The sequence below is a fragment of the Streptomyces sp. F63 genome (assembly GCF_018070345.1).
In the GTDB taxonomy this organism is placed as follows: Bacteria; Actinomycetota; Actinomycetes; order Streptomycetales; family Streptomycetaceae; genus Streptomyces.
Genome location: NZ_JAGPXX010000015.1, coordinates 121,977 through 143,336, shown reverse-complemented (window position 1 = coordinate 143,336; position 21,360 = coordinate 121,977). Strand labels below are relative to the sequence as shown.

At 72.2% G+C, this 21,360-nt stretch carries 21 protein-coding genes and 1 pseudogene; 5 read left to right on the top strand and 17 right to left on the bottom strand.

The window, feature by feature from the left end; translation table 11 throughout:
* Together KBZ10_RS17485 and KBZ10_RS17480 are read left to right on the top strand one after the other, a co-directional pair.
* A pseudogene (locus tag KBZ10_RS17485) lies at nt 1–598 on the top strand (hypothetical protein); the annotation flags it as partial.
* Between the two features lie 62 nt (nt 599–660).
* Entirely contained in the window at nt 661–1,632 is a 972-nt protein-coding gene (locus tag KBZ10_RS17480; RefSeq protein WP_210988563.1) for a DUF389 domain-containing protein, read from the top strand.
* Nucleotides 1,633–1,673: 41 nt separating this feature from the next.
* Here KBZ10_RS17480 and glmM read toward each other — a convergent pair whose 3' ends face one another.
* The 4 genes from glmM to KBZ10_RS17460 all read right to left on the bottom strand — a co-directional run bounded on the left by glmM (nt 1,674) and on the right by KBZ10_RS17460 (nt 5,343).
* Entirely contained in the window at nt 1,674–3,032 is a 1,359-nt protein-coding gene (glmM, locus tag KBZ10_RS17475) for a phosphoglucosamine mutase (protein WP_210988562.1), read from the bottom strand.
* 162 nt (nt 3,033–3,194) lie between these two features.
* A complete protein-coding gene (rpsI, locus tag KBZ10_RS17470; RefSeq protein ID WP_030542588.1) occupies nt 3,195–3,683 on the bottom strand; it encodes a 30S ribosomal protein S9 in 489 nt (162 codons plus the stop codon).
* Nucleotides 3,684–3,721: 38 nt separating this feature from the next.
* On the bottom strand, nt 3,722–4,165 hold the full coding sequence (rplM, locus tag KBZ10_RS17465) for a 50S ribosomal protein L13 (RefSeq protein ID WP_030542587.1): 444 nt from the start codon (nt 4,163–4,165) through the stop codon (nt 3,722–3,724).
* A gap of 236 nt (nt 4,166–4,401) precedes the next feature.
* Entirely contained in the window at nt 4,402–5,343 is a 942-nt protein-coding gene (locus tag KBZ10_RS17460; RefSeq protein ID WP_210988561.1) for a LysR family transcriptional regulator, read from the bottom strand.
* Nucleotides 5,344–5,417: 74 nt separating this feature from the next.
* On the opposite strand from KBZ10_RS17460, the gene KBZ10_RS17455 reads away from it, so the two are divergent.
* The 3 genes from KBZ10_RS17455 (at nt 5,418) to KBZ10_RS17445 (ending at nt 11,640) form a co-directional block, all read left to right on the top strand.
* On the top strand, nt 5,418–6,389 hold the full coding sequence (locus tag KBZ10_RS17455) for a DMT family transporter (protein ID WP_210988560.1): 972 nt from the start codon (nt 5,418–5,420) through the stop codon (nt 6,387–6,389).
* Between the two features lie 578 nt (nt 6,390–6,967).
* Entirely contained in the window at nt 6,968–7,807 is an 840-nt protein-coding gene (locus KBZ10_RS17450) for a hypothetical protein (protein WP_210988559.1), read from the top strand.
* A gap of 191 nt (nt 7,808–7,998) precedes the next feature.
* On the top strand, nt 7,999–11,640 hold the full coding sequence (locus tag KBZ10_RS17445; RefSeq protein WP_247702515.1) for a LuxR family transcriptional regulator: 3,642 nt from the start codon (nt 7,999–8,001) through the stop codon (nt 11,638–11,640).
* A 78-nt stretch (nt 11,641–11,718) separates the two neighbouring features.
* Here the strand turns inward: KBZ10_RS17445 and KBZ10_RS17440 are convergent, their stop codons facing one another.
* The 13 genes from KBZ10_RS17440 to rplO form a co-directional block, all read right to left on the bottom strand.
* On the bottom strand, nt 11,719–12,201 hold the full coding sequence (locus KBZ10_RS17440) for a VOC family protein (RefSeq protein ID WP_210988557.1): 483 nt from the start codon (nt 12,199–12,201) through the stop codon (nt 11,719–11,721).
* Between the two features lie 246 nt (nt 12,202–12,447).
* Entirely contained in the window at nt 12,448–13,347 is a 900-nt protein-coding gene (truA, locus tag KBZ10_RS17435) for a tRNA pseudouridine(38-40) synthase TruA (protein ID WP_210988556.1), read from the bottom strand.
* Between the two features lie 111 nt (nt 13,348–13,458).
* Nucleotides 13,459–14,001: a 50S ribosomal protein L17 gene (gene rplQ / locus KBZ10_RS17430; RefSeq protein ID WP_210988555.1), complete on the bottom strand. Its 543-nt coding sequence runs from the start codon at nt 13,999–14,001 to the stop codon at nt 13,459–13,461.
* Between the two features lie 183 nt (nt 14,002–14,184).
* A complete protein-coding gene (locus KBZ10_RS17425) occupies nt 14,185–15,207 on the bottom strand; it encodes a DNA-directed RNA polymerase subunit alpha (protein ID WP_010473911.1) in 1,023 nt (340 codons plus the stop codon).
* Nucleotides 15,208–15,467: 260 nt separating this feature from the next.
* Nucleotides 15,468–16,094, bottom strand: coding sequence for a 30S ribosomal protein S4 (rpsD, locus tag KBZ10_RS17420; RefSeq protein ID WP_019707844.1), 627 nt, complete (start codon nt 16,092–16,094; stop codon nt 15,468–15,470).
* 28 nt (nt 16,095–16,122) lie between these two features.
* A complete protein-coding gene (gene rpsK, locus KBZ10_RS17415; protein WP_009715860.1) occupies nt 16,123–16,527 on the bottom strand; it encodes a 30S ribosomal protein S11 in 405 nt (134 codons plus the stop codon).
* Nucleotides 16,528–16,629: 102 nt separating this feature from the next.
* Nucleotides 16,630–17,010: a 30S ribosomal protein S13 gene (gene rpsM / locus KBZ10_RS17410; RefSeq protein ID WP_019707843.1), complete on the bottom strand. Its 381-nt coding sequence runs from the start codon at nt 17,008–17,010 to the stop codon at nt 16,630–16,632.
* Nucleotides 17,011–17,171: 161 nt separating this feature from the next.
* Nucleotides 17,172–17,285 carry a 50S ribosomal protein L36 gene (gene rpmJ, locus KBZ10_RS17405; protein ID WP_003956441.1) on the bottom strand — a complete coding sequence of 38 codons (114 nt, stop codon included), beginning with the start codon at nt 17,283–17,285 and terminating at the stop codon, nt 17,172–17,174.
* 61 nt (nt 17,286–17,346) lie between these two features.
* Nucleotides 17,347–17,568: a translation initiation factor IF-1 gene (gene infA / locus KBZ10_RS17400; protein ID WP_003956442.1), complete on the bottom strand. Its 222-nt coding sequence runs from the start codon at nt 17,566–17,568 to the stop codon at nt 17,347–17,349.
* A gap of 191 nt (nt 17,569–17,759) precedes the next feature.
* The gene (gene map, locus KBZ10_RS17395; RefSeq protein ID WP_210988554.1) at nt 17,760–18,602 is read right to left on the bottom strand and encodes a type I methionyl aminopeptidase; all 843 of its coding nucleotides are present in this window, start codon (nt 18,600–18,602) and stop codon (nt 17,760–17,762) included.
* A gap of 121 nt (nt 18,603–18,723) precedes the next feature.
* Nucleotides 18,724–19,380 carry an adenylate kinase gene (locus KBZ10_RS17390; RefSeq protein WP_210988553.1) on the bottom strand — a complete coding sequence of 219 codons (657 nt, stop codon included), beginning with the start codon at nt 19,378–19,380 and terminating at the stop codon, nt 18,724–18,726.
* Nucleotides 19,380–20,696, bottom strand: a complete 1,317-nt coding sequence (gene secY / locus KBZ10_RS17385; protein ID WP_210988552.1) for a preprotein translocase subunit SecY — start codon at nt 20,694–20,696, stop codon at nt 19,380–19,382. Before secY ends, KBZ10_RS17390 begins: the two co-directional genes overlap by 1 nt.
* 207 nt (nt 20,697–20,903) lie before the next feature.
* Nucleotides 20,904–21,359, bottom strand: coding sequence for a 50S ribosomal protein L15 (gene rplO / locus KBZ10_RS17380; RefSeq protein WP_043466728.1), 456 nt, complete (start codon nt 21,357–21,359; stop codon nt 20,904–20,906).
* Nucleotide 21,360 lies beyond the last annotated feature (1 nt).

The following is a 21,360-nucleotide window of genomic DNA, read 5'->3' as shown; positions in this document are numbered from 1 at the left end:
CGGGACCGCCACCCCCGCGACCGCCGCCGGGGAGACCGCGCTGGGCTCGCAGTTCACCACCGCGCAGAGCGGCCGGCAAAACCTCAACTGCGGCAACTCCGCCGACATGGTGACCGTCAACGTCCTGGCCACCGTCGAGGAAGAGATCGTTTGCGAGTCCCGGGACCGCACGGGACGCCCGGAGGGGTCCGGTGCGGCAACCCACAGCCCTTCCCGGGAAGACGACGGGACCGCCACCCCCGCGACCGCTGCCGGGGGGACCGCGCTGGGCTCGCAGTTCACCACCGCGCAGAGCGGCCGGCAAAACCTCAACTGCGGCAACTCCGCCGACATGGTGACCGTCAACGTCCTGAGCCGTGTCCGTGAAAGGACCACCTGCCTGGCCGAGGAGCGCTCCCCGGCTGCCGGCGCGCCCGGCCACGGCCCTCGGGCCACGGCGGATGGCGGCACCGCGCTCGGCCCGCAGACCACCACCGCACAGACGGGTGAACAGAACATCCACTGCGGTGACGACAGCGACTTGGTCGGCATCCCGCTGGGCCGGAGCGAGAAGGACGTCACATGCCGGGCGGACCGCGCCGCCGACAGCCCACGCTGAGGCTCCCCGGCCCGACGGCTGAACCTGCGCAAGCTGTGACCGGGGCCGCGTAATCTGCGCCCATGCTGCAGCTCCGGATCATCTGCCCCGCCGACCGCACCGACGCGGTCACGGCGCTGCTGCGGCGGGCGGTGGGCACCGCGAACCTGGTGGTCCTCCCGGGGGCCGGACGGGACCCCGCCGGGGACCTGGTGCTCTGCGACGTGGCGCGCGAGGCGGCCGACGAACTCACGGACGAACTGCGGGAGCTGCGCCTCGCCGAGGACGGCTCGATCGTGCTCCAGGACATCGCCGTCTCCCTGTCGCAACGGGCCGAGCGGGCGGAGCGGGAGGCCCCGGGCGAGCCGGCGGACGCGGTGCTGTGGGAGGAACTCTCGGAGGCCACCCACGAGGAGTCCACCGTCTCGGTCACCTATCTGGCGTTCATGACGGTCGCGGTGATGATCGCGGCCTGCGGCGTGATGCTGGACAACGCCATCCTGATCGTGGGCGCCATGGCGGTCGGCCCCGAGTTCGGGCCGCTGTCGGGGGTGAGCACCGGGCTGGTGCTGGGACGCCTGCGCGAGGCCGGGCGCTCGCTCACCGCGCTGCTCACGGGATTCGCGGTCGCCATGGCGGTCACCACGCTCTTCACCCTGGTGCTGGACGCGGCCGGGCTGTTCACCCCGGACATGCTGGCCCGGAAGAACGGGCTCACCGAGTTCGTCTGGCAGCCCGGCCACCTCTCGTTCGTGGTGGCGCTGCTCGCGGGCATCGCCGGAACGCTCTCCCTGACCTCGGAGAAGTCGGGTGCGCTGATCGGCGTGGCGATCTCCGTGACGACGGTCCCGGCGGCGGCCAACGCGGCCGCCGCACTGGCCTACGGCGACCTGCAGGAGCTGCGCGGCTCCGGCCGGCAGCTCGCGCTCAACCTGATCGGCATCATCTCCGCGGGCGCGCTCACCCTGCTCGTCCAGAAGACACTGCTGGAGCGGACCAAGCGGCGTGAGCGGGCCCTGGCGGAGCAGCGGGCCGCGGGGGCCACCGGCCGGTAGGTCCGCGCCGGGCGCCCGGCGCGGACTGTCCCGGGCGCCGGCTAGCCGAGGGCGGACTTCACCGCGTCGGCCAGCCGGGCGGCGACCGAGCGGGCCTGCTCGGTGTCGGGTGCCTCCACCATCACACGGACGAGCGGCTCCGTTCCCGAGGGGCGGAGCAGCACCCGCCCGGTGGCGCCCAGCTCCCGCTCCGCGTCGGCGACGGCCGCGGCCAGCTCGGCACTGGAGTCCACCCGGGACTTGTCCACGTCGGGCACGTTCACCAGGACCTGCGGCAGCCGCTCCATGACGGAGGCCAGCTCGCGCAGCCCGTGGCCGGTGGCGGTGATCCGGGCGGCCAGCATCAGGCCGGTCAGCGTGCCGTCACCGGTGGTCGCGTGGTCGAGGATGATGACGTGGCCGGACTGCTCGCCGCCGAGGGCGAAGCCCTCCTTCTTCATCTCCTCCAGGACGTACCGGTCGCCGACGGCGGTCTGCACCAGCTCGATGCCCTCGCGCTCCATGGCGAGCTTGAACCCGAGGTTCGACATCACGGTGGCCACCACGGTGTTCTTCCGCAGCCGGCCCTGTTCCCGCAGGCCGAGCGCGAGGACGGCGAGGATCTGGTCGCCGTCCACCTCGTTGCCCTCGGCGTCGACGGCGAGGCAGCGGTCGGCGTCGCCGTCGTGGGCGATGCCGAGGTCCGCGCCGTGCTCCAGGACGGCGGCCCGGACCAGGTCGAGGTGGGTGGAGCCGCAGCCGTCGTTGATGTTGAGCCCGTCGGGGTCGGCGGCGATGGTGACCACCTCGGCACCGGCCCGCGCGAAGGCCTCCGGGGAGACCCGGGCGGCCGCGCCGTTGGCCTCGTCGAGGACGACCTTGAGACCGTCCAGGCGGTTCGGGAGGACACCGATGAGGTGCGCGACGTAGTTGTCGAAGCCCTCGTCGTAGGTGCGGACCCGGCCGACTCCGGCGCCGGTCGGCCGGTCCCAGGGCTCGCCGGCGCCGTGGGAGGTGTAGAGGGCCTCGATGCGGTCCTCCAGCTCGTCGGCGAGTTTGTGGCCGCCGCGGGCGAAGAACTTGATGCCGTTGTCCGGCATCGGGTTGTGGCTCGCCGAGAGCATCACGCCGAGGTCGGCACCCAGCGCGCCGGTGAGGTACGCCACCGCGGGGGTGGGCAGCACACCAACGCGCAGGACGTCCACGCCGGCACTGGCCAGGCCGGCCACGACGGCCGACTCCAGGAACTCCCCGGACGCGCGCGGATCACGTCCCACCACGGCCGTCGGGCGATGGCCCTCGAACGTACCCGCCTCGGCGAGCACGTGCGCCGCCGCGACCGACAGGCCGAGCGCGAGCTCCGCCGTCAGATCCGCGTTGGCGACGCCGCGCACACCGTCCGTGCCGAAGAGTCGTCCCACTGCTGTCCTCCGTCTGTGTGCCGCACAGCTGCCGTGCGCTGCCGGGGGCTTGCCCGGCCCGGGGTGTCCTGCTGCCTGTATACGCTGTGGCCGACCATATGACGAACGCCCCGGCGGGCACGGTGTGTGCCGCCGGGGCGAGTCGTACGGTGGGGCGGGCGATCAGCGCTTGCTGTACTGCGGCGCCTTGCGGGCCTTCTTGAGACCCGCCTTCTTCCGCTCGACCGCGCGGTCGTCGCGGCTCAGGAAGCCGGCCTTCTTCAGGGGACCGCGGTTGTTGTCCACGTCCGCCTCGTTCAGGGCGCGGGCGACACCGAGCCGCAGCGCACCGGCCTGGCCGGAGATGCCGCCGCCGCTGATGCGGGCGATGACGTCGTAGCGGTCGTCGAGCTCGAGCACCTTGAAGGGCTCGTTGACCTCCTGCTGGTGCACCTTGTTGGGGAAGTAGTCCTCAAGGGTGCGACCGTTGATCTTCCACTTGCCGCTGCCCGGCACGATGCGGACGCGGGCGATCGCGTTCTTGCGGCGGCCCAGGCCGGCGGCCGGCTGCGGGTCGCCGAAGCGGGACGCGAGGGACTCGCTGGTGTACTCCTCGACGCCGGGGGTCTCCTCGACGTCGACGACGGGGGCTTCTGCGGTGGTCTCGGCCACGATTCTCCTCAGATTCTCTTCTGTTGGGGGTGGCCGGACTACTGCGCGACCTGGGTGATCTCGAACGGAACCGGCTGCTGGGCGGCGTGCGGGTGCTCGGAGCCGGCGTAGACCTTCAGCTTCGAGAGGACCTGGCGGCCCAGCGAGTTCTTCGGGATCATGCCCCGGATGGCCTTCTCCACGGCCTTCTCGGGGTTGTTCCGCAGCAGGTCGTCGTAGCGGACGGACCGCAGACCACCCGGGTAGCCGGAGTGGCGGTAGGCCAGCTTCTGGGTCCGCTTGTTGCCGGAGAGGTGCACCTTGTCGGCGTTGATGATGATGACGAAGTCACCAGCGTCAACGTGCGGCGCGTACACCGGCTTGTGCTTGCCACGCAGGATGGTGGCGGCCTGGGAGGCCAGGCGTCCGAGAACCACGTCGGTGGCGTCGATGACGTACCACTGACGCTGGACGTCGCCGGGCTTGGGGCTGTACGTACGCACGGTCGTTAGCCTTCGCTTCTGCAGTGATGGGGTCTCCCCCCGCCCGCGAGGGCCGTGGGGAAAGGTCCTGACAAGGTCACCCGGACGATCACGACAGCCCTGGCGCCACGGGTGACGCAGCCCGTGCCTGCCGCTGGTGTTCGGTCCGGTGGACCGGCGTAAGGCCCCCTCACGTGAGATAGAGCAAGCCAATACGCATAACGAACCCGCAGAATACCGGCCTGCCCCCGCGCCGGTCAAAACGCCTCCCGCCCCCCGGCCGGGGCCGCACCCGTCCGCGCCGCCGCGGCCCCGCGGAGCGCGTCGAGCCCGGCGGCGACGGCCGGATGCCCCGCCCCGCCCCGCCGCGTCCCCGCGAGGATCCGCCGGTACGGGACCGGCTCCCCGGTCAGCGGGACCCGGACCACCGCGTGCGGGGCCGGCAGTGGCACCAGCCGGGGCAGCAGGCACACCCCCAGTCCCTCGGCCACCAGCGCGGACACCGCGAACCACTCCTTGGCCTGGTGCGCCACCCGCGGTGTGAAACCGGCGGCGGCACAGGCCGCGGACAGCAGTCCGAAGGTGTCGTTGTCGTGCCGCTTGACGATCCACGGCTCGGCCGCCGCCTCGGCCAGCGCCACCCCGCCGGGCCGGGCCAGCCGGTGGCCCTCCGGCACCAGCAGGTCCTGGCGGTCGTCCAGCAGCGGGAACTGCTCGAACCGGGAGTCGGGCACCGGCGGCACCGCGGGCCCGGGCAGCACGAGCACCAGATCGGTCTCACCGGTGAGCAGCAGCCGGAAGCAGTCACCGCTCTCCTCCTCCCGCACCTCGGCGGCCAGCCCCGGATGCGCGGCGCACAGCGCCGTGACGGCCGGGGCGGCGAGCGCCGCGAGGGCCGAGGAGACCCCGCAGACCCGGAGGACGCCGGCGATCTCCTCTTCCCCGGCGGCGAGTTCGGCCCGGGCCGCCTCCCACTGGGTGTGCAGCGTCTCGGCGTGCCGCAGCAGGATCCGCGCGGACGGTGTGAGCCGTACACCGCGTCCCTCGGGCCGGAGCAGTTCGACACCGAGCTCCCGGGCGAGCTGCCGCAGCTGCTGGGAGACGGCGGAAGGGGTGAGGTGGAGCACCGCCGCGGTCTCCGTGACCGTGCCGTGCTCGGCCAGCGCGCGCAGGACGCGGAGCCTCCGTAAATCGACCATGCAGCAAATGCTAAAGGAATTCGAGCCAAACCGTTCGATGGACGTGCACAGTTGGGGCGCCGGAGCCTTGGGGGATGAGGGAGTCCACCGCCCCCCTGCTGGTGCTGGGCAGCATGCTCAGCGTCCACTTCGGTCTGGCCGCGGGGAAGCAGCTGTTCGGCTCGGTGGGCCCGATGGGGGTCGTGGCCCTGCGGCTCGGGCTGGCCGCCCTGCTGCTCCTGCTCCTCCACCGGCCCGCGCTGCCGCGCACCCGGGCGGACGCGCTCCTGGTCCTGGGCCTCGGCACGGCCGTCGCCGGCATGAACCTCGTCTATCCCGCGCTGCGGTACCTGCCGCTCGGGACGGCCTCGGCCCTGCAGCTCATCGGCCCGGTCACGCTGGCGCTGCTGTCCTCGCGCCGGACGGCCGACCTCGCGCCGGCCGTCCTGGCGGGGCTCGGCGTCTGGCTCTTCCACCTGCCCGGCGAGGGGCGGTCCCCGCTGCCCGGGGTGCTGCTCGCCCTGGCGTCGGGCGCCTCCATGGCCGGTTACCTGCTGCTCAGCAGGCGGGCCGGGGCCCGGTCCGCCGACGGCGCGCCCCTGGCCCTGGCCGTCGCCTGGTCGGCGGTGCTCACCGTGCCGTTCGGCGCGGCCGAGAGCGGGACCGCGCTGCTGGAGGCGCGGACCCTGGCCATCGGCGCGCTGGTCGCCGTCTTCGCCACCGCGCTGCCGTACTCGCTGGAGCTGGCCGCGCTGCGCCACATCCCGCCCCGAACGGTGGGGGTGCTGCAGAGCCTCGAACCGGTGTGCGCGGGGCTCGCGGGGGCGGTCCTGCTCTCCGAACACCTGGCCGCGGTGCAGTGGCTGGCGCTCGGCTGCGTCGTCGCGGCGAGCGCCGGCACGGTGGTGGGGGCGCGGGTGCGGAGACCGGGCACGGGCGGGGGCGGGGGCGAGGCCGAGGCCGAGAGCCGGAGGCCGGTGAACGGCCGCGCCCTCGGGGCCATTCCCGCGGGCCGCCGCCGGAAGACGCCGGCCGGGCCGGCCCCGGCCGAGCCCCACGGCGGGTGACCGGCCGCGCGGGTGACCGGCCGCGCGGACGGACGGCCGCGGGAGGACGGCCGCGCGGGAGGACGCGGCCCGAAGAGCCCGGCCCCGGCGCTCGGGCGGGAACGCCCGCGGGTCCCGGCCCCGTGGCCGCGGATCTCCGCTCGCCGCCCGGGCACGGAGCGCCTGCGCGTCGGCGGGCCGCGCCAGCTCGTCGACCGCCGTCATGACGGCGTGCTCCGCCTCCTCACCCGCCCGCGCCGCCGTGCGGATGCCGACGGGCACGCGACAGGCCGCGCACCGCACGCTCGTTCCGCACCGAGCCGGCGAACCGCGGCACCGTCCCCGGGCCGCCCCTGATCGTCAGCGGACCGCCACGCGGCTCGACTTGACCGCCGGTCGGTTTCCGTCGAGTCGTCCTGCCCCGCGCCGCCGGCCCCGGCGCATGCCACCGGCCGGCCCTCACGGACCCGGAAAGAGGCGTCGACCAGCAGAAGTCCGCCGTCCGGCAGGGAAAACCGGCGTGCGCCACTTCCCCACGCCCGACGCGGGCGTTGCCACAAGACGGCACCGCGTGCACCAACCGGTTTAGGATGCAGCGCATGAGCTTTGGGCACAGGGACTTTTCGGGGCCCGGGGGTTCCTTCGATTCTTCGACGCCCGACTGGGGCGCCATGGCGGACCGGACCGCCGCCCGCAACCGCCGCCGCAAGCTGCTGCTGATCGGCGGTGGGGCCGCCGCCACGGCCATTGTCGGCACCATCGTGGCCCTCGGTGTCGTCAACGGGGGCAACGCCGAGGGCAGACAGCAGGGTCTTCCCGCACCGGAGACGCTGCCCAGCGAGCCACAGCAGCCCGAACCGTCGTTCTCGGAGGTCAGTCCACCACCTCCGCCGGACCCGCGCGACTTCATCTCGGACGCCGACAAGGACACGGCACCGCTCACCGCGACCACGCTGTTCCCGGACACCCGGATGACCATGGCCAGCCGGGCCTACGGCAAGGGCGCCACCGACTCCGTCACCAACTGCGCTTCCGCCGCCTCCGGCCGGTTGGCCCCCGCGCTCACGGAAAACGGCTGCGACCAGGTCATCCGCGCCACGTACGAGCGGGACGGCGTCGCGGTCACCGTCGGCGTCGCCGTCTTCGGCACCGAGGCCCAGGCGGCGAAGGCCAAGGAGGACGCGAGCGGCAACATCCGGTCGCTGCCCGGCGACGGGGTGCCCGTCTTCTGCCGCGCCACCGCCTGCCGGCTGACGGCCAACTCCATCGGCCGCTACGCCTACTTCACCGTCGCCGGCTACACCTCTGGCAAGGACGTCACCACGGCCGACACCCGGGCTCGGCAAGCCGGCAAGGACGTCGCCGACTACACGTTCAACAGCATCGTCAACCGGGGCGAGGCCCAGGCGGCGAAGGCGGCCACGGCCCAGGCCGGCTGACCGGCGCACGGGCGGCTCCGGCCGGCGCTTCAGGCCGGCGGCCCGGAGCGGCGGTCCGGGGCGGCCTGCGGTGCCCGGCGGTCCGGGCCGGCGCTCCGGACGGCCCGGAGCGGCGGGTTCCGGGCGGCCCTCCGAACCGGCGGTCCGGACGGGCCCGGATCCACCGTTCCGGACGAGCCCGTCCCCTCCCCATGGCGGGCCGGGACTCCCCGGGCCCGGGCGCGCGCCCGGGCGCGCGCCCGCGCTCGGCCCGCGCCGGCTCCGAACGATCCGGCCCCGCGGTTCCCGCCGGCTCCCTCCGGCCGCCCGATTCCGTCCGGCCGTCCGCCGGCTCCCCCGGTCCCGGCCCGTGGCCCGCGGCCGGAACTCCTCCACCACCCGGTCCCCCGGCTCACCCGCCCCTCGCCCCGCGTCCCGTCCCTCCTCGCTTCCCCGTACCGGCCGCGACCGGTCCGATCAGGCCCGATCCGGTACGGCCGGCTTCCCGGCAAAAGCGGCCGGGCCATTGCCGCTCGCGCACCGGGCTGGTTAAGGTCGGCGCGTCATCCCGAAACACCCCGTCCCGTCCCGCTCCGAGCCGGGAGGACACCATCGCAGGCATCCCGGCCGCTCCGGCCGCAGCCGCCTTCCGGTCCGCTCCCCGCCTGGTGGGCCGGGCGGCCCTCCTCGCCTCAGTGGAATCCCGCATCGCCGCGGGCGGCAGCGTCGTCCTGACCGGCCCGAGCGGCATCGGCAAGACCGCCCTGCTGGAAGCCGCCGGCGCGGCCGCCGCCGCGCGCGGCGAACTGGTGCTGCGCGCCGCCGGTGCAGAGACCGAGCGCTGGATCCCGTACGCGGCCCTCGCCGAGCTGCTGAGCCAGGTGCCCGCCGCATGGCTGGACGCGCTGCCGGGCCCGCAGCGCGCCGCCATGGACGGGGTGCTGCTGCGCGACCGTCCCGCCGTCACGGGGAGCCGTGCGCAGTTCGCCTGCCGGCTCGCGTGGCAGACGCTGCTCGCCCGCTGCGCGGAGGCGGGACCGGTGCTGCTGCTGCTGGACGACGCGGAGTGGCTGGACACGGCTTCCGCCGACACCCTCGCCTACGCGGCGCGCCGGCTGACCGGCGGCGCGGTCCGCACCCTGCTGGCCGGACAGCGGCCGGAGCGGGCCGTGGACGCCGCCCCGCCCGGCGGTCCCACCCCCGATCCCGTCCCCGATCCGGCCCCCGGTGCGGGCACGGGCCCGGCCCCGGGGCACGGCCGGGTGCGTCCGGCCCCCTGGCCCGTGCCGCCCGGGACCACCGAGATCACCGTCCCCCCGCTCGCACCGGACGAGCTGGCGGAACTCCTGGACCAGTACGGCCTGCCGGCCCGGGTCGCGAACACCGTGCACGCCGAATCCGGCGGCAACCCGTATCTGGCCCTGGCACTGGGCGGGGCGTTCACCGACCGCCTCCCCCGGCACGGCCGTCCCGTCCCGCTCCCCCGCCATGTGCACGCCCTCATCAGCGAGCGGGTCGCCGCGCTGCCGTCCCGGACCCGGGAAACGCTGCTGGTCGCCGCGCTCGCCGCGCATCCCACCGCCGAACTGCTGCTGCGGGCGGGCCGCGCGGACGCCGAGCGGGACATCCGGCGCGCCGTCGAGGCCGGGCTGCTCGTCGACGAGAGCGGCACGCTGCGGTTCACTCCGCCGGCGGTCGGCACCGTCCTGGCGGAGTCCGCGTCCGCCGCGCACCGGGCCGCCACGCACACCGCGCTCGCCCGGGTCGTCACCGACGCGGCGGGCCGCGTCCGGCACCGCGCCCTCGCCTCGGCCGACCCCGACGCCGAGGTGGCCCGCTCCCTGGTGACGGCGGCCGAGGCGGCCCGCCGCCAGGGCTCGCACCGGCTGGCCGCCGAGCTGTACCTGCTGGCCGCCGACCGCACGCCGTACGAGTTCGAGGCCGAGCGCCTGGAGTGGCTGGTGGCCGCCGCGGAGGTCGGCGCGGCGGCGGGCCTCCCCGGCATCGTGCACCGCGCGGCCGACGCCGTACTCGCCGCGGACGCGCACCGCGGCCAGCGGGTACGGGTCCGGCTGGCGCTGATCGACCTGTCCGGGCAGGCGCTCGCCGAACGCGACGAGGTGTTCGCCGCCGCCCTCGTCGACGCGGGCGACGACCCGTCCCTGCTGGCGCCGCTCCGGCTGCGGCTCTCGTGGGCCGCACTGGTGGACGGCCGTCCCGGCCCCGGCTCGGAGGAGGCCGGGCGGGCCGCCGACCTCGCCCGCGCCACCGGGGACACCGACACCGAGGCCATGGCGCTCTGCATCCGGGCCGTCGCCGCCCGCGTCATGAGCCGCCCCGACCACCGGGCGCTCATGGACGCCGCCCTGGCCCTGCCACAGCCCGCCGTCGACGGCCGACTGCACATGGCGCCGCGCTTCCACGCCGCCCGCTTCGCCGTCTTCGACGACCGGCTGGAGGAGGCCCGGCAGGACCTGCTGCGCATGCTGGCCCTCACCGAACGCGGCCACGGCGAGGAGGTCATGGAGGTGCTGCGGAGCCTCTCCGAGGTCTCGGCCCGGCTCGGCCGGTGCGCGGACGCGCTGCACTTCGCCGACCGCGCGGTCCGCATCGCCGAGGACGCCGCGCTCAGTCCCGGCCCCGCCTGGTACAACGCCGCCGTCGCGGAACTGGCGGGCGGCAGCGTCCAGCGGGCCGTCGCCTACGCGGAACGCGGTGTGCGCGCTTCCGAACAGGAACGCGACTCCATCTTCCTGGGACGGCACCTGCACGTGCTGGGCCAGGCCCGGCTGCGCACCGGGGACGTCCGGCGCGGCGTCGAGGCCCTGCTCCGCATCCGCGACCTGGAGCGCGAACAGGGCGTGTCGGCGCCTCTGGTGCTCCGCTGGCACGGCGACCTGGCGGCCGGGCTGACGGCCCTCGGACGCCACGGGGAGGCGGCGGAGATCATCGCCGCGGCGCGAGAGGCGATCGCCGGGGAGCTCGGCGGGCGGCAGGACGGCGGGGACAGCCGGGACGGCACGGGCGGCACGGGCGGCACGGGCGGCCCCGCCCGCCCGGAGGACGGGGCCCGGGGCGGCACGGCGCCACCCCGTACGCAGCACGGCCCGGACCCCGCGGCGACCACGGCACCCGGCGCGCCCGGGCCGGCCGGAGCACGGGAGACGCCCGGGTCCCTTCCGCCCGGTGCCGGCGTCATGGCGCAACTGGACCGCGCCGAGGCCGCGCTCCTCTCCGCACAGGGGCACCCCGACGCGGCCGTACGGCTGCTCGACGGGGCCGCGCGCCGCTTCGAGGCACTGGGCCAGCCGCTGGAACGCGGCCACTGCCTGCTGGTCCGCGCCGGTATCGAACGCCGGCGGCGCCGCACCGCCGCGGCCCGTACGGCCGCCGGCGAGGCGCTGGCCCTCTTCACCCGTCACGGCGCGAAGCCGTGGACGGAGCAGGCGAGCCGGCTGCTGGCGCAGGTCGACGGCACGGTGGCGGAGCCCGGCCGGGCGGGCGCGGGCGGCGGCACGGCGCTCGGCGTGCCCGCGACGGGCGTCCCCGTCGGCGGCACGGCCGCGCCGGTCCGTGAGGCGGGCGTGGCGGCCGGCCACGGCACCGGCACCGGGACCGCCGCGTTCGCCGTGCTCACGGACTCCGAGGAACGCATCGCCGTCCTCGTCGGTGAAGGGGCCACCAATCAGGAGGTGGCGGCGCGGATGTTCCTCAGCGTCAAGACCATCGAGGCCTCGCTGACCCGGATCTACCGCAAGCTCGGCATCCGCTCCCGCACCCAGCTCAGCTCCTGGCTGAGTTCCGCGTACGGCCTGTCGGACGGCCCGTGGCCCCCGGCCTCCCCGCACGCCTGACGCGAAAATCCCCCGTCCGGCGGCACGGGCAGGGGCGCGGCGCCACGGCGCCGCGGCCGCAGCCGGTCTCCCGCACCGCTATGCGCCTTCGTACGCTCTGCGGAGCCCCGCGACGTCCAGCTTCTTCATGCCCAGCATCGCCTCTGTCGCGCGCTTGGCCTTCTCCGGGTCCGGGTCGGAGACCATGTCGAGGAGCACGGTGGGGACGACCTGCCAGGACAGCCCGAACCTGTCCTTGAGCCAGCCGCAGGGGCCCTCCTCCCCGCCGTCCTCGGTGAGCCGGGCCCAGTAGTGGTCCACCTCGTCCTGGCTCTCGCAGTGGATCTGGAACGAGACGGCCTCGGTGAAGCTGAACTCCGGTCCGCCGTTGAGCGCGACGAACTTCTGGCCGTTGATTTCGAAGTCGACGGTGACCACCGAGCCGGCCGGCCCGGGACCGGCCTCGGTGTAGCGGCTGACCTTCCCGATCCGGCCGTCCTCGAAGACGGAGGTGTAGAACCGGGCGGCCTCCTCGGCCCTGCCGTCGAACCACAGGCATGTGGTGAAGCCGTGAGTGATCATGAAAAGCCTCCTGGAGAGCGAGAGTGTTCACCCTTACCGACCGACCCGGGCGGGGAAACTCATCGCAGCCCCGGCGGAGAACCCCGGCACCGGGCGGCCCCGGCACGGTGAGCCGGCGGTTCCGGGCATGGGCGCCGGACCGTGCGCCCCGGACCGGCCGCCCCCGCGCGGCCAACCCGTCGGTACTCCCGCGGAAAGCCCGGCACCCCGCCCGCCCCTCGGAACTCCCGCCTCGGAACTCCCGCCTCAGGACTCCGGCGGGGCCCCGCCGCCGTTCCCGCCGCCGTTCCCGCCGCCCGGAAGCGTCCGCTTGTTGCGGGCCGCGCGGTTCCGCGCGGCGAGCTGGTCGTCCGCCGGGTAGCCGACCTCCTCCAGGGTCAGCCCGTGCGGCCGTACGACGTTGACGGCCGAGTGGCGCACCCGCCCCGCCAGCACCTCGGCGGGGAAGCCCACCGGACGGTGCCCGTCACCGACCAGCAGCATGGACCCCACCAGCGCGCGCACCATGTTGTGGCAGAAGGCGTCCGCACGCACGGTCGCCACCGCCAGACCCGCGTCCTCCTCGCCGGGGGCGGGCCGCTCCCAGCGCAGGTCGAGCAGCGTTCGGATGGTGGTCGCACCCTCGCGCTTCTTGCAGTACGCGGCGAAGTCGTGCTCTCCGAGCAGCTTCGCCGCGGCCTCGTTCATCAGGTCGACATCCACCGGCCGGTCGTGCCACAGCACATGACCGCGCCGCAGCGGGTCCACACCCCCGCGGTGGTCGCCGACCCGGTACGCGTAACGCCGCCAGATCGCCGAGAAACGGGCGTTGAAGTGCGGCGGCGCCACACCGACCCGCCGGACCCGCACATCGTGCGGCAGCCGCCCCGCGAGCCGGCGCAGCAGCTTCTCGCCGTGCTCGGCCCAGACCTCCTCCGCCAGATCGACGTGGGCGACCTGGCCCCGCGCGTGCACCCCGGCGTCCGTACGGCCCGCCACGGTCAGCTCCACCGGATACGGCAGCCGCATCACCACGCGCAGCGCGTCCTCCAGCTCCCCCTGCACCGTGCGCCGCCCGCGCTGCCGCGCCCAGCCCGAGAAGTCCTTCCCGTCATAGGAGAGGTCCAGCCGCACCCGAACCTGCCCCGGCTCTACGTCGTCACTCATCCGAAGATCCTCTCACCAGACGCGGAACGGGCCCGCCCCAGAGAACTGGAGCGGGCCCGTCCGTACAACCGGCAGCGGCAGCCGGGCGTGAAGCGGAAGGCGGTGCCTGGCTCAGGCGTCCTTCTTCTCCTCGCCGGTCTCCGCGGCCTCGGCCTCGGCCGCCGGAGCCTCGGCCTCGGCGGCAGCCGCCTCGCCCTGGTCCTTCTTGAGGTCCGCGGCAGCCTGGTCGCCGGCGGCTTCCTTGGCGGAACGCTTGGTGGCGGCCTCGGCCTCACCGACGGCGGTCTGCTGCACGGTCAGCGCCTCGACCAGCTCGATGACGGCCATCGAGGCGTTGTCACCGCGGCGGCTACCGATCTTCGTGATCCGGGTGTAGCCACCCGGACGGTTCTCGTACCGGGGACCGATCTCCGTGAAGAGGGTGTGGACGACACCCTTGTCGCGGATCGTCTGAAGCACCTGACGGCGGTTGTGAAGGTCGCCCTTCTTCGCCTTGGTGATCAGACGCTCGGCCACCGGGCGCAGCCGGCGGGCCTTGGCCTCGGTGGTGGTGATGCGGCCGTGCTCGAAGAGCGCGGTGGCGAGGTTCGCCAGCATCAGCCGCTCGTGCGCGGCGCTGCCGCCCAGACGGGCACCCTTGGTGGGCTTCGGCATGGATCTCTCCTCAGTTTCTGCACCGGCCGTATCAGGTACCGGTGTCAGTGTCCGAACGGGCTCGTGCCCGCCGGAGCCCGGGAACCGGCGGTTCCCGGAAGTCTGCTGCCAGGCTTCGACCGCCCGGCGGGGCGGAACCGTGGGCACCGGAGTGCCGCACCTGCCGCCCCGCCGGAGGCGGACTCAGTACTGCTCGGTCTCCACGAAGCCCGCGTCCGCGTCGTCGTCCGCCCCGAAGGCGTCCGCGGCGGCGGTCGGGTCGAATCCGGGCGGGCTGTCCTTGAGGGCCAGCCCCATGCCGGCCAGCTTCGCCTTGACCTCGTCGATCGACTTGGCACCGAAGTTGCGGATGTCCAGCAGGTCGGCCTCGCTCCGCGCCACGAGCTCACCCACGGAGTGGATGCCCTCGCGCTTGAGGCAGTTGTACGACCGGACCGTGAGCTCCAGCTCCTCGATCGGCAGCGCCAGATCGGCGGCCAGGGCTGCGTCCGTCGGGGACGGGCCCATGTCGATGCCCTCGGCGTCGATGTTGAGCTCACGGGCCAGACCGAACAGCTCGACCAGGGTCTTGCCGGCCGACGCCATGGCGTCGCGCGGACGCATGGCCTGCTTGGTCTCGACGTCGACGATCAGCTTGTCGAAGTCGGTCCGCTGCTCGACACGGGTCGCCTCGACCTTGTACGTGACCTTGAGCACCGGGCTGTAGATGGAGTCCACCGGGATCCGGCCGATCTCCTGGCCCAGCTGCTTGTTCTGCACGGCGGAGACGTAGCCGCGGCCGCGCTCGACGGTCAGCTCCATCTCCAGCTTGCCCTTGCCGTTCAGCGTGGCGAGGACGAGGTCCGGGTTGTGCACCTCGACACCGGCCGGCGGCGCGATGTCCGCCGCCGTGACCAGCCCGGGGCCCTGCTTGCGCAGGTACATCACCACGGGCTCGTCGTGCTCGGAGGAGACGACGAGCTGCTTGATGTTGAGGATGAGGTCGGTGACGTCCTCCTTGACGCCCGGCACGGTGGTGAACTCGTGCAGGACCCCGTCGATCCGGATGCTGGTGACGGCGGCACCGGGAATCGAGGAGAGCAGCGTGCGACGGAGGGAATTGCCGAGGGTGTAGCCGAAGCCCGGCTCCAGCGGCTCGATCACGAACCGGGAGCGGTATTCGTCGACGACCTCTTCGGTCAACGAGGGGCGCTGAGCGATCAGCATGGATGTACTCCTTCAGTCTTCGGCACCCGCTATTTGATGCCGGACAGTGCCAAGGATACGGGCGGCCGCCGCGGGATTGCCCCGCTTCGGCCGCCCGCCCCTCAGCTGTTACGAGCCCTTACGTGGAGTAGAGCTCGACGATCAGCCGCTCCTGCACCTGGGTGTCGATGCTGCGATCCCCGGGGAGTGATCCCCGTACCCCGGGCAGCACGCGTGGCGCCGCCCGGTGGGAAGCCGCAGGAGCAGCCGGCTCACCCGGATTACTTCGAGTAGAGCTCGACGATCAGCTGCTCCTGCACCTGGGTGTCGATCACCTGGCGCTCGGGCAGGCTGTGCACGAGGATCCGCATCTTCGACGGGATGGCCTCCAGCCACGCCGGAACCGTCTTCTCGCCGGCCTCCGCCCGAGCGACGACGAACGGCGTCAGCTCCAGCGAGGACTTGCGGACCTCGATGATGTCGTTCACGGACACACGAGCCGACGGGATGTCGTTCTTGCGGCCGTTGATGGTGATGTGGCCGTGCTTGACCAGCTGGCGGGCGTGGTCGCGGGACTTGGCGAAGCCCGCGCGGTACACCACGTTGTCCAGCCGCGTCTCGAGGATGCGCAGCAGGTTCTCGCCGGTCTTGCCCTGCTTGCGGTTGGCTTCCTCGAAGTAACCACGGAACTGCTTCTCAAGGACACCGTAGATGCGAGCGGCCTTCTGCTTCTCACGCTTCTGCAGCAGGTACTCGCTGTCCTTGGTGCGCCCGCGACCGTGCTCACCCGGGGGGTAAGGACGGATCTCGATCGGGCACTTCGCGCTCTCGCACTTGCTCCCCTTGAGGAAGAGCTTCTGCTTCTCCCGACGGCATCGCTTGCAGTCGGCCCCGGTGTAACGCGCCATTGTTTGTCTGTCTCCTACTTCAGCCGGCTCAGACGCGACGGCGCTTGGGCGGCCGGCATCCGTTGTGCGGGGTGGGGGTCACGTCCTGGATCGAGCCGACCTCCAGGCCGGTGGCCTGGAGGGAGCGGATCGCGGTCTCACGGCCGGAGCCGGGACCCTTGACGAAGACGTCAACCTTGCGCATGCCGTGCTCCTGCGCGCGGCGCGCGGCCGACTCGGCGGCCATCTGCGCGGCGAACGGGGTCGACTTGCGCGAGCCCTTGAAGCCGACGTGGCCGGCCGAGGCCCAGGAGATCACGTTGCCCGTGGGGTCGGTGATCGAGACGATCGTGTTGTTGAACGTGCTCTTGATGTGAGCGTGCCCGTGGGCGACGTTCTTCTTCTCCTTGCGGCGCACCTTCTTGGCGCCGGCCGTACGGCTCTTCGGAGGCATACTCAGAAACTCCTGTGGAGGTGGTCGGTCCTACCTGCCGGACCGCGGTGACAGCGGGCACTCGGGACGTGTCCCGAGGACCGCACTGGCGTCCGGAGCGGACTACTTCTTGCCCGGCTTCTTCTTGCCGGCGATCGCGCGACGCGGGCCCTTGCGGGTGCGGGCGTTGGTGCTCGTGCGCTGACCGCGCACGGGCAGACCGCGGCGGTGACGCAGACCCTGGTAGCTGCCGATCTCGACCTTGCGGCGGATGTCGGCCTGGATCTCGCGGCGGAGGTCACCCTCGGTCCTGAGGTTGGCGTCCACGTACTCGCGGATCTTGATCAGATCCTCTTCGGCCAGGTCCCGGACACGGGTGTCCGGGTTCACGCCCGTGGCGGCCAGCGTCTGCTGGGCCAGGGAGCGCCCGATACCGAAAACGTAGGTGAGGGCGACCTCGACGCGCTTCTCGCGCGGGAGGTCAACGCCGGAAAGGCGTGCCATCGATTGGCTCCTGATTGCATCGGAGGTCTTCCACAGCATCTCTCCCGGCGGCTCGGCCACCGGGTCCCCGGCCTCCGCCGGGGGTGTCGCCCCTGCGCGAGGGGCGGATGACTGCGGTTCTGTCTGTGGTGCGTCGCGCGAACTGCTTCAGTGCGGTCGTGTCAGCCCTGGCGCTGCTTGTGGCGCAGGTTGTCACAGATGACCATGACCCGGCCGTGACGGCGGATCACCTTGCACTTGTCGCAGATCTTCTTGACGCTCGGCTTGACCTTCATGGGATGTGAGGTTCTCCGGGTCGTGCGACCGCGCCGCCCGAGGGCGGAACGATCACGAGATCTACTTGTAGCGGTAGACGATCCGGCCGCGCGTCAGGTCGTAGGGAGAGAGCTCCACCACGACCCGGTCGTCGGGAAGGATGCGGATGTAGTGCATCCGCATCTTGCCGCTGATGTGCGCGAGGACCTTGTGACCGTTCTGGAGCTCCACCTTGAACATCGCGTTCGGCAGAGACTCGATCACGGTGCCCTCAATCTCGATGGCACCTTGCTTCTTGGCCACGCTTCGCCTTTCGAATCGGCTACCTTGATCGGCTCACGGCATGCCCGAGGACAGGCGTGATCCGACGTGTCAGTCTACGCGACGGCAACCGGAAAGACTAATCTAGCTTCCCCCCTGCGGAGATCCTTATGCCTCCGCGCCGCCGCGGATCTTCCGGGCCGGCCCCGTTCCGGCCCGCTCCCACCCGTGGCTCAGGATCCGCCGCAGGGGTCCGGGGCCGTCGCGATGCCGTACTCCGCCAGCTTGGCCCGGCCGCCGTCGAATGCGGTGAGCACCAGCGGGCCCTCCTCGGTGAGGGCCACCGAGTGCTCCCAGTGGCTGCTCCAGCTGCCGTCGTCGGTCTTCACCGTCCACTCGTCCGGAAGGACGTGCGTCCGGGGGGTGCCGAGGCTCACCATCGGCTCGATCGCGATGCAGAAGCCGGGCACCAGACGCGGACCGCGGCCGCGCTTGCGGTCGACGTAGTTCAGCAGATGCGGGTCCATGTGCATCTGCGAGCCGATGCCGTGGCCGCCGTAGTCCTGGATGATCCCGTACTTGCCGCCGGACGGGCGGGGCTGGCGGCGGATGTACCCCTCAATCGCCTTGGAGATGTCCACCAGGCGGTTGCCCTGCCTCACCGCGGCGATGCCGGCCCACATCGACTCCTCGGTGACCCGGCTGAGCTCCAGCAGTTCCGGGGCGTGGCCGGTGCCGACGAACACGGTCAGGGCCGCGTCGCCGTGCCAGCCGCCGACCACCGCACCGGCGTCGATGGAGATGATGTCGCCGTCGCGCAGCACGGTCGCGGTGTCCGGGATGCCGTGCACCACCACGTCGTTGACCGAGGTGCAGATGGTCGCCGGGAAGCCGCCGTAACCGAGGAAGTTGGACTTGGCGCCGTGCTCGGCCAGCACCTTGCGGGCGATGTCGTCGAGGTCCCCGGTCGTCGCCCCCGGAACCGCCGCCGCCCGGCACGCCTCATGGATGCGCGCGACGACCAGCCCGGCCTCGCGCATCTTCGCGATCTGCTCCGGAGTCTTGATCTCCACCATGGGGGCGCCTTCCGCCTTCCGTCCTCACCGGATCCGGGCACCGCCCGTTCCGTGCGTACACAACAACGGTACGGCCGCGATGCCCCGAGGGGCTTCGCGGCCGTACCGTACTTCTCTGCTCTCAGACCGCTTCCCGGCTGAGCGCGGCCATCGCCCGTTCGGTCACCTCGGCGACCTTGCCGAGCGCCGAGATCGTGACCACCAGGCCCTGCGCCCGGTAGTAGTCGATGATCGGCTCGGTTTCCCGGTGGTAGACCTCCAGCCGCTTGCGGACGGTCTCCTCGCGGTCGTCCTCGCGCTGGTAGAGCTCGCCGCCGCACTCGTCGCAGACGCCGTCGGTCTTCGGCTTCTTGTACTCGACGTGGTAGGTGTGCGAGCTGTCGCTGCGGCAGGTCCGCCGGCCGGCGATCCGCTTCACGACCTCGGCCTCGGGGACCTCCAGGTCCAGCACCCCGTCGAGGGCGGTGCCCTCCGCGGCGAGGATCTCGTCGAGCGCCTTGGCCTGGTCGATATTGCGCGGGAAGCCGTCCAGCAGAAAGCCCCCGGCGGCGTCCGCCTGGCTCATCCGGTCCCTCGCCATCCCGACGGTCACCTCGTCGGGGACGAGCTCCCCGGCCTTCATGAACTCCTGCGCCTGCTTGCCGAGGGGCGTGCCCTGGCTGATGTTGGCGCGGAAGAGATCACCGGTGGAGATGTGCGGAATGGAGAGATTCTTGGCCAGGTACGCGGCTTGCGTACCCTTTCCGGCGCCAGGCGGCCCGACGAGGACGATTCGCATCAGCGGAGGAACCCTTCGTAGTTACGCTGCTGAAGCTGGCTCTCGATCTGCTTCACCGTCTCCAGACCGACACCCACGATGATGAGGATGCTCGTTCCGCCGAAGGGGAAGTTCTGATCGGCGTTGAACAGAACCAGTGCCACCGTTGGCACCAATGCGATCAAGCCCAGGTACAGCGAGCCCGGCCACGTGATGCGGTTGAGCACATAGCTCAAGTACTCAGCGGTCGGACGTCCAGCCCGGATGCCCGGGATGAAGCCACCATACTTCTTCATGTTGTCGGCGACTTCTTCGGGGTTGAAGGTGATCGCCACATAGAAGAACGCGAAGAAGATAATCATCACAAAGTAGGTGATGATGTACATCGCGCTGTCGGGCGAGACCAGATTCGCCTGAATCCAAGTCGCCCAGCCGGCAGTCGAGTTGCTGAACTGGACCAGCAGGGCCGGAATGTAGAGCAGCGAGGCCGCGAAGATGACGGGAATCACACCCGCCTGGTTCACCTTCAACGGAATGTACGTGGACGTACCGCCGTAGGACCTGCGGCCGATCATGCGCTTCGCGTACTGCACCGGAATGCGCCGCTGGGCCTGCTCGACGAAGACCACCAGGGCGACCATCGCCAGGCCCACCAGGATCACGGCGCCGAACTCGACCCAGCCGTCCACGATCTTGCCCGACAGCTTGATCTGCCACAGCGAACCGGTGAAGCCGGCGGCGATCGCGATGAACATCAGGATCGACATGCCGTTGCCGATGCCACGGTCCGTGATGAGCTCGCCGAGCCACATCACCAGGGCGGTGCCGGCGGTCATGGTGATGACCATGACGGCGGTCGTGAAGATCGACTGATCCGGGATGATCTCGGAAGCCCGGTCACAGCCCGGGAAGAGCGAGCCGCTGCGGGCGGTGGCCACCAGGCCCGTACCCTGCAGCACACCGAGCGCCACGGTCAGGTAACGGGTGTACTGCGTGATCTTCGCCTGGCCGCTCTGGCCCTCCTTCTTCAGGGCCTCGAGCCGCGGGATCACCACCACGAGCAGCTGCAGAATGATGCTGGCCGTGATGTACGGCATGATGCCGAGCGCGAAGATCGTCAGCTGCAGCAGCGCGCCGCCGCTGAACATGTTGACCAGGCCGAAGAGATCCCCGCCCTGGCCCTTCGCCGCATCCATGCAGTAGTTGACGTTGACGTAGCTGACCCCGGGGACCGGAATATGGGCCCCGAGTCGGAAGAGCACGATGATGCCCAACGTGAACAGCAGCTTCTTGCGCAGGTCGGGCGTCTTGAACGCCCGGGCGAACGCGGTGAGCACGGTGCCTCCTGCGCCCCCCGCGCCAGGCGCGAGAGGTGACGGTCTTGAGGGTCGACGGATACAAAGCAGTCAATAGCCGCGGAGGCACACGCCACGCGGACAGTAACGGACGCCACCTTACCGGCGGACGTGCCCCGGGCGGAACGACCAACCGGGGATGCCCCGTTAGGGCATCCCCGGTTGGTCCGTTCAAGCGGCCCGGCGAACTCAGACGAGTTCGGTCACGGAGCCACCGGCGGCGGTGATCTTCTCCTTGGCGGAGCCGGAGACGGCGTCGACCGTCACCTGCAGCGCCACGGAGACCTCGCCGGTGCCGAGCACCTTCACGAGCTGGTTCTTGCGAACCGCGCCCTTGGCGACCAGATCGGCCACCGTGACCTCGCCGCCCTGCGGGTAGAGCGCGGCCAGCTTGTCCAGGTTCACGACCTGGTACTCGGTGCGGAACGGGTTCTTGAAGCCCTTCAGCTTCGGAAGACGCATGTGGAGGGGCATCTGCCCGCCCTCGAAGCGCTCCGGAACCTGGTAGCGGGCCTTCGTACCCTTGGTGCCACGACCAGCGGTCTTACCCTTGGACGCCTCGCCACGGCCCACACGGGTCTTGGCGGTCTTGGCGCCCGGGGCGGGCCGGAGGTTGTGGACCTTCAGCGGCTTCTCGTCCGCCATG

What these genes read in the sequence shown, in the direction of transcription:
- KBZ10_RS17480 (WP_210988563.1), top strand. Translation starts at nt 661, where the DNA reads ATGCTGCAGCTCCGGATCATCTGCCCCGCCGACCGCACCGACGCGGTC.
- KBZ10_RS17460 (WP_210988561.1), bottom strand. Translation starts at nt 5,343, where the DNA reads ATGGTCGATTTACGGAGGCTCCGCGTCCTGCGCGCGCTGGCCGAGCAC.
- KBZ10_RS17455 (WP_210988560.1), top strand. Translation starts at nt 5,418, where the DNA reads ATGAGGGAGTCCACCGCCCCCCTGCTGGTGCTGGGCAGCATGCTCAGC.
- KBZ10_RS17450 (WP_210988559.1), top strand. Translation starts at nt 6,968, where the DNA reads ATGAGCTTTGGGCACAGGGACTTTTCGGGGCCCGGGGGTTCCTTCGAT.
- KBZ10_RS17445 (WP_247702515.1), top strand. Translation starts at nt 7,999, where the DNA reads ATGGCGGGCCGGGACTCCCCGGGCCCGGGCGCGCGCCCGGGCGCGCGC.
- KBZ10_RS17440 (WP_210988557.1), bottom strand. Translation starts at nt 12,201, where the DNA reads ATGATCACTCACGGCTTCACCACATGCCTGTGGTTCGACGGCAGGGCC.
- truA (WP_210988556.1), bottom strand. Translation starts at nt 13,347, where the DNA reads ATGAGTGACGACGTAGAGCCGGGGCAGGTTCGGGTGCGGCTGGACCTC.
- rplQ (WP_210988555.1), bottom strand. Translation starts at nt 14,001, where the DNA reads ATGCCGAAGCCCACCAAGGGTGCCCGTCTGGGCGGCAGCGCCGCGCAC.
- KBZ10_RS17425 (WP_010473911.1), bottom strand. Translation starts at nt 15,207, where the DNA reads ATGCTGATCGCTCAGCGCCCCTCGTTGACCGAAGAGGTCGTCGACGAA.
- rpsD (WP_019707844.1), bottom strand. Translation starts at nt 16,094, where the DNA reads ATGGCGCGTTACACCGGGGCCGACTGCAAGCGATGCCGTCGGGAGAAG.
- rpsK (WP_009715860.1), bottom strand. Translation starts at nt 16,527, where the DNA reads ATGCCTCCGAAGAGCCGTACGGCCGGCGCCAAGAAGGTGCGCCGCAAG.
- rpsM (WP_019707843.1), bottom strand. Translation starts at nt 17,010, where the DNA reads ATGGCACGCCTTTCCGGCGTTGACCTCCCGCGCGAGAAGCGCGTCGAG.
- rpmJ (WP_003956441.1), bottom strand. Translation starts at nt 17,285, where the DNA reads ATGAAGGTCAAGCCGAGCGTCAAGAAGATCTGCGACAAGTGCAAGGTG.
- map (WP_210988554.1), bottom strand. Translation starts at nt 18,602, where the DNA reads ATGGTGGAGATCAAGACTCCGGAGCAGATCGCGAAGATGCGCGAGGCC.
- KBZ10_RS17390 (WP_210988553.1), bottom strand. Translation starts at nt 19,380, where the DNA reads ATGCGAATCGTCCTCGTCGGGCCGCCTGGCGCCGGAAAGGGTACGCAA.
- rplO (WP_043466728.1), bottom strand. Translation starts at nt 21,359, where the DNA reads ATGGCGGACGAGAAGCCGCTGAAGGTCCACAACCTCCGGCCCGCCCCG.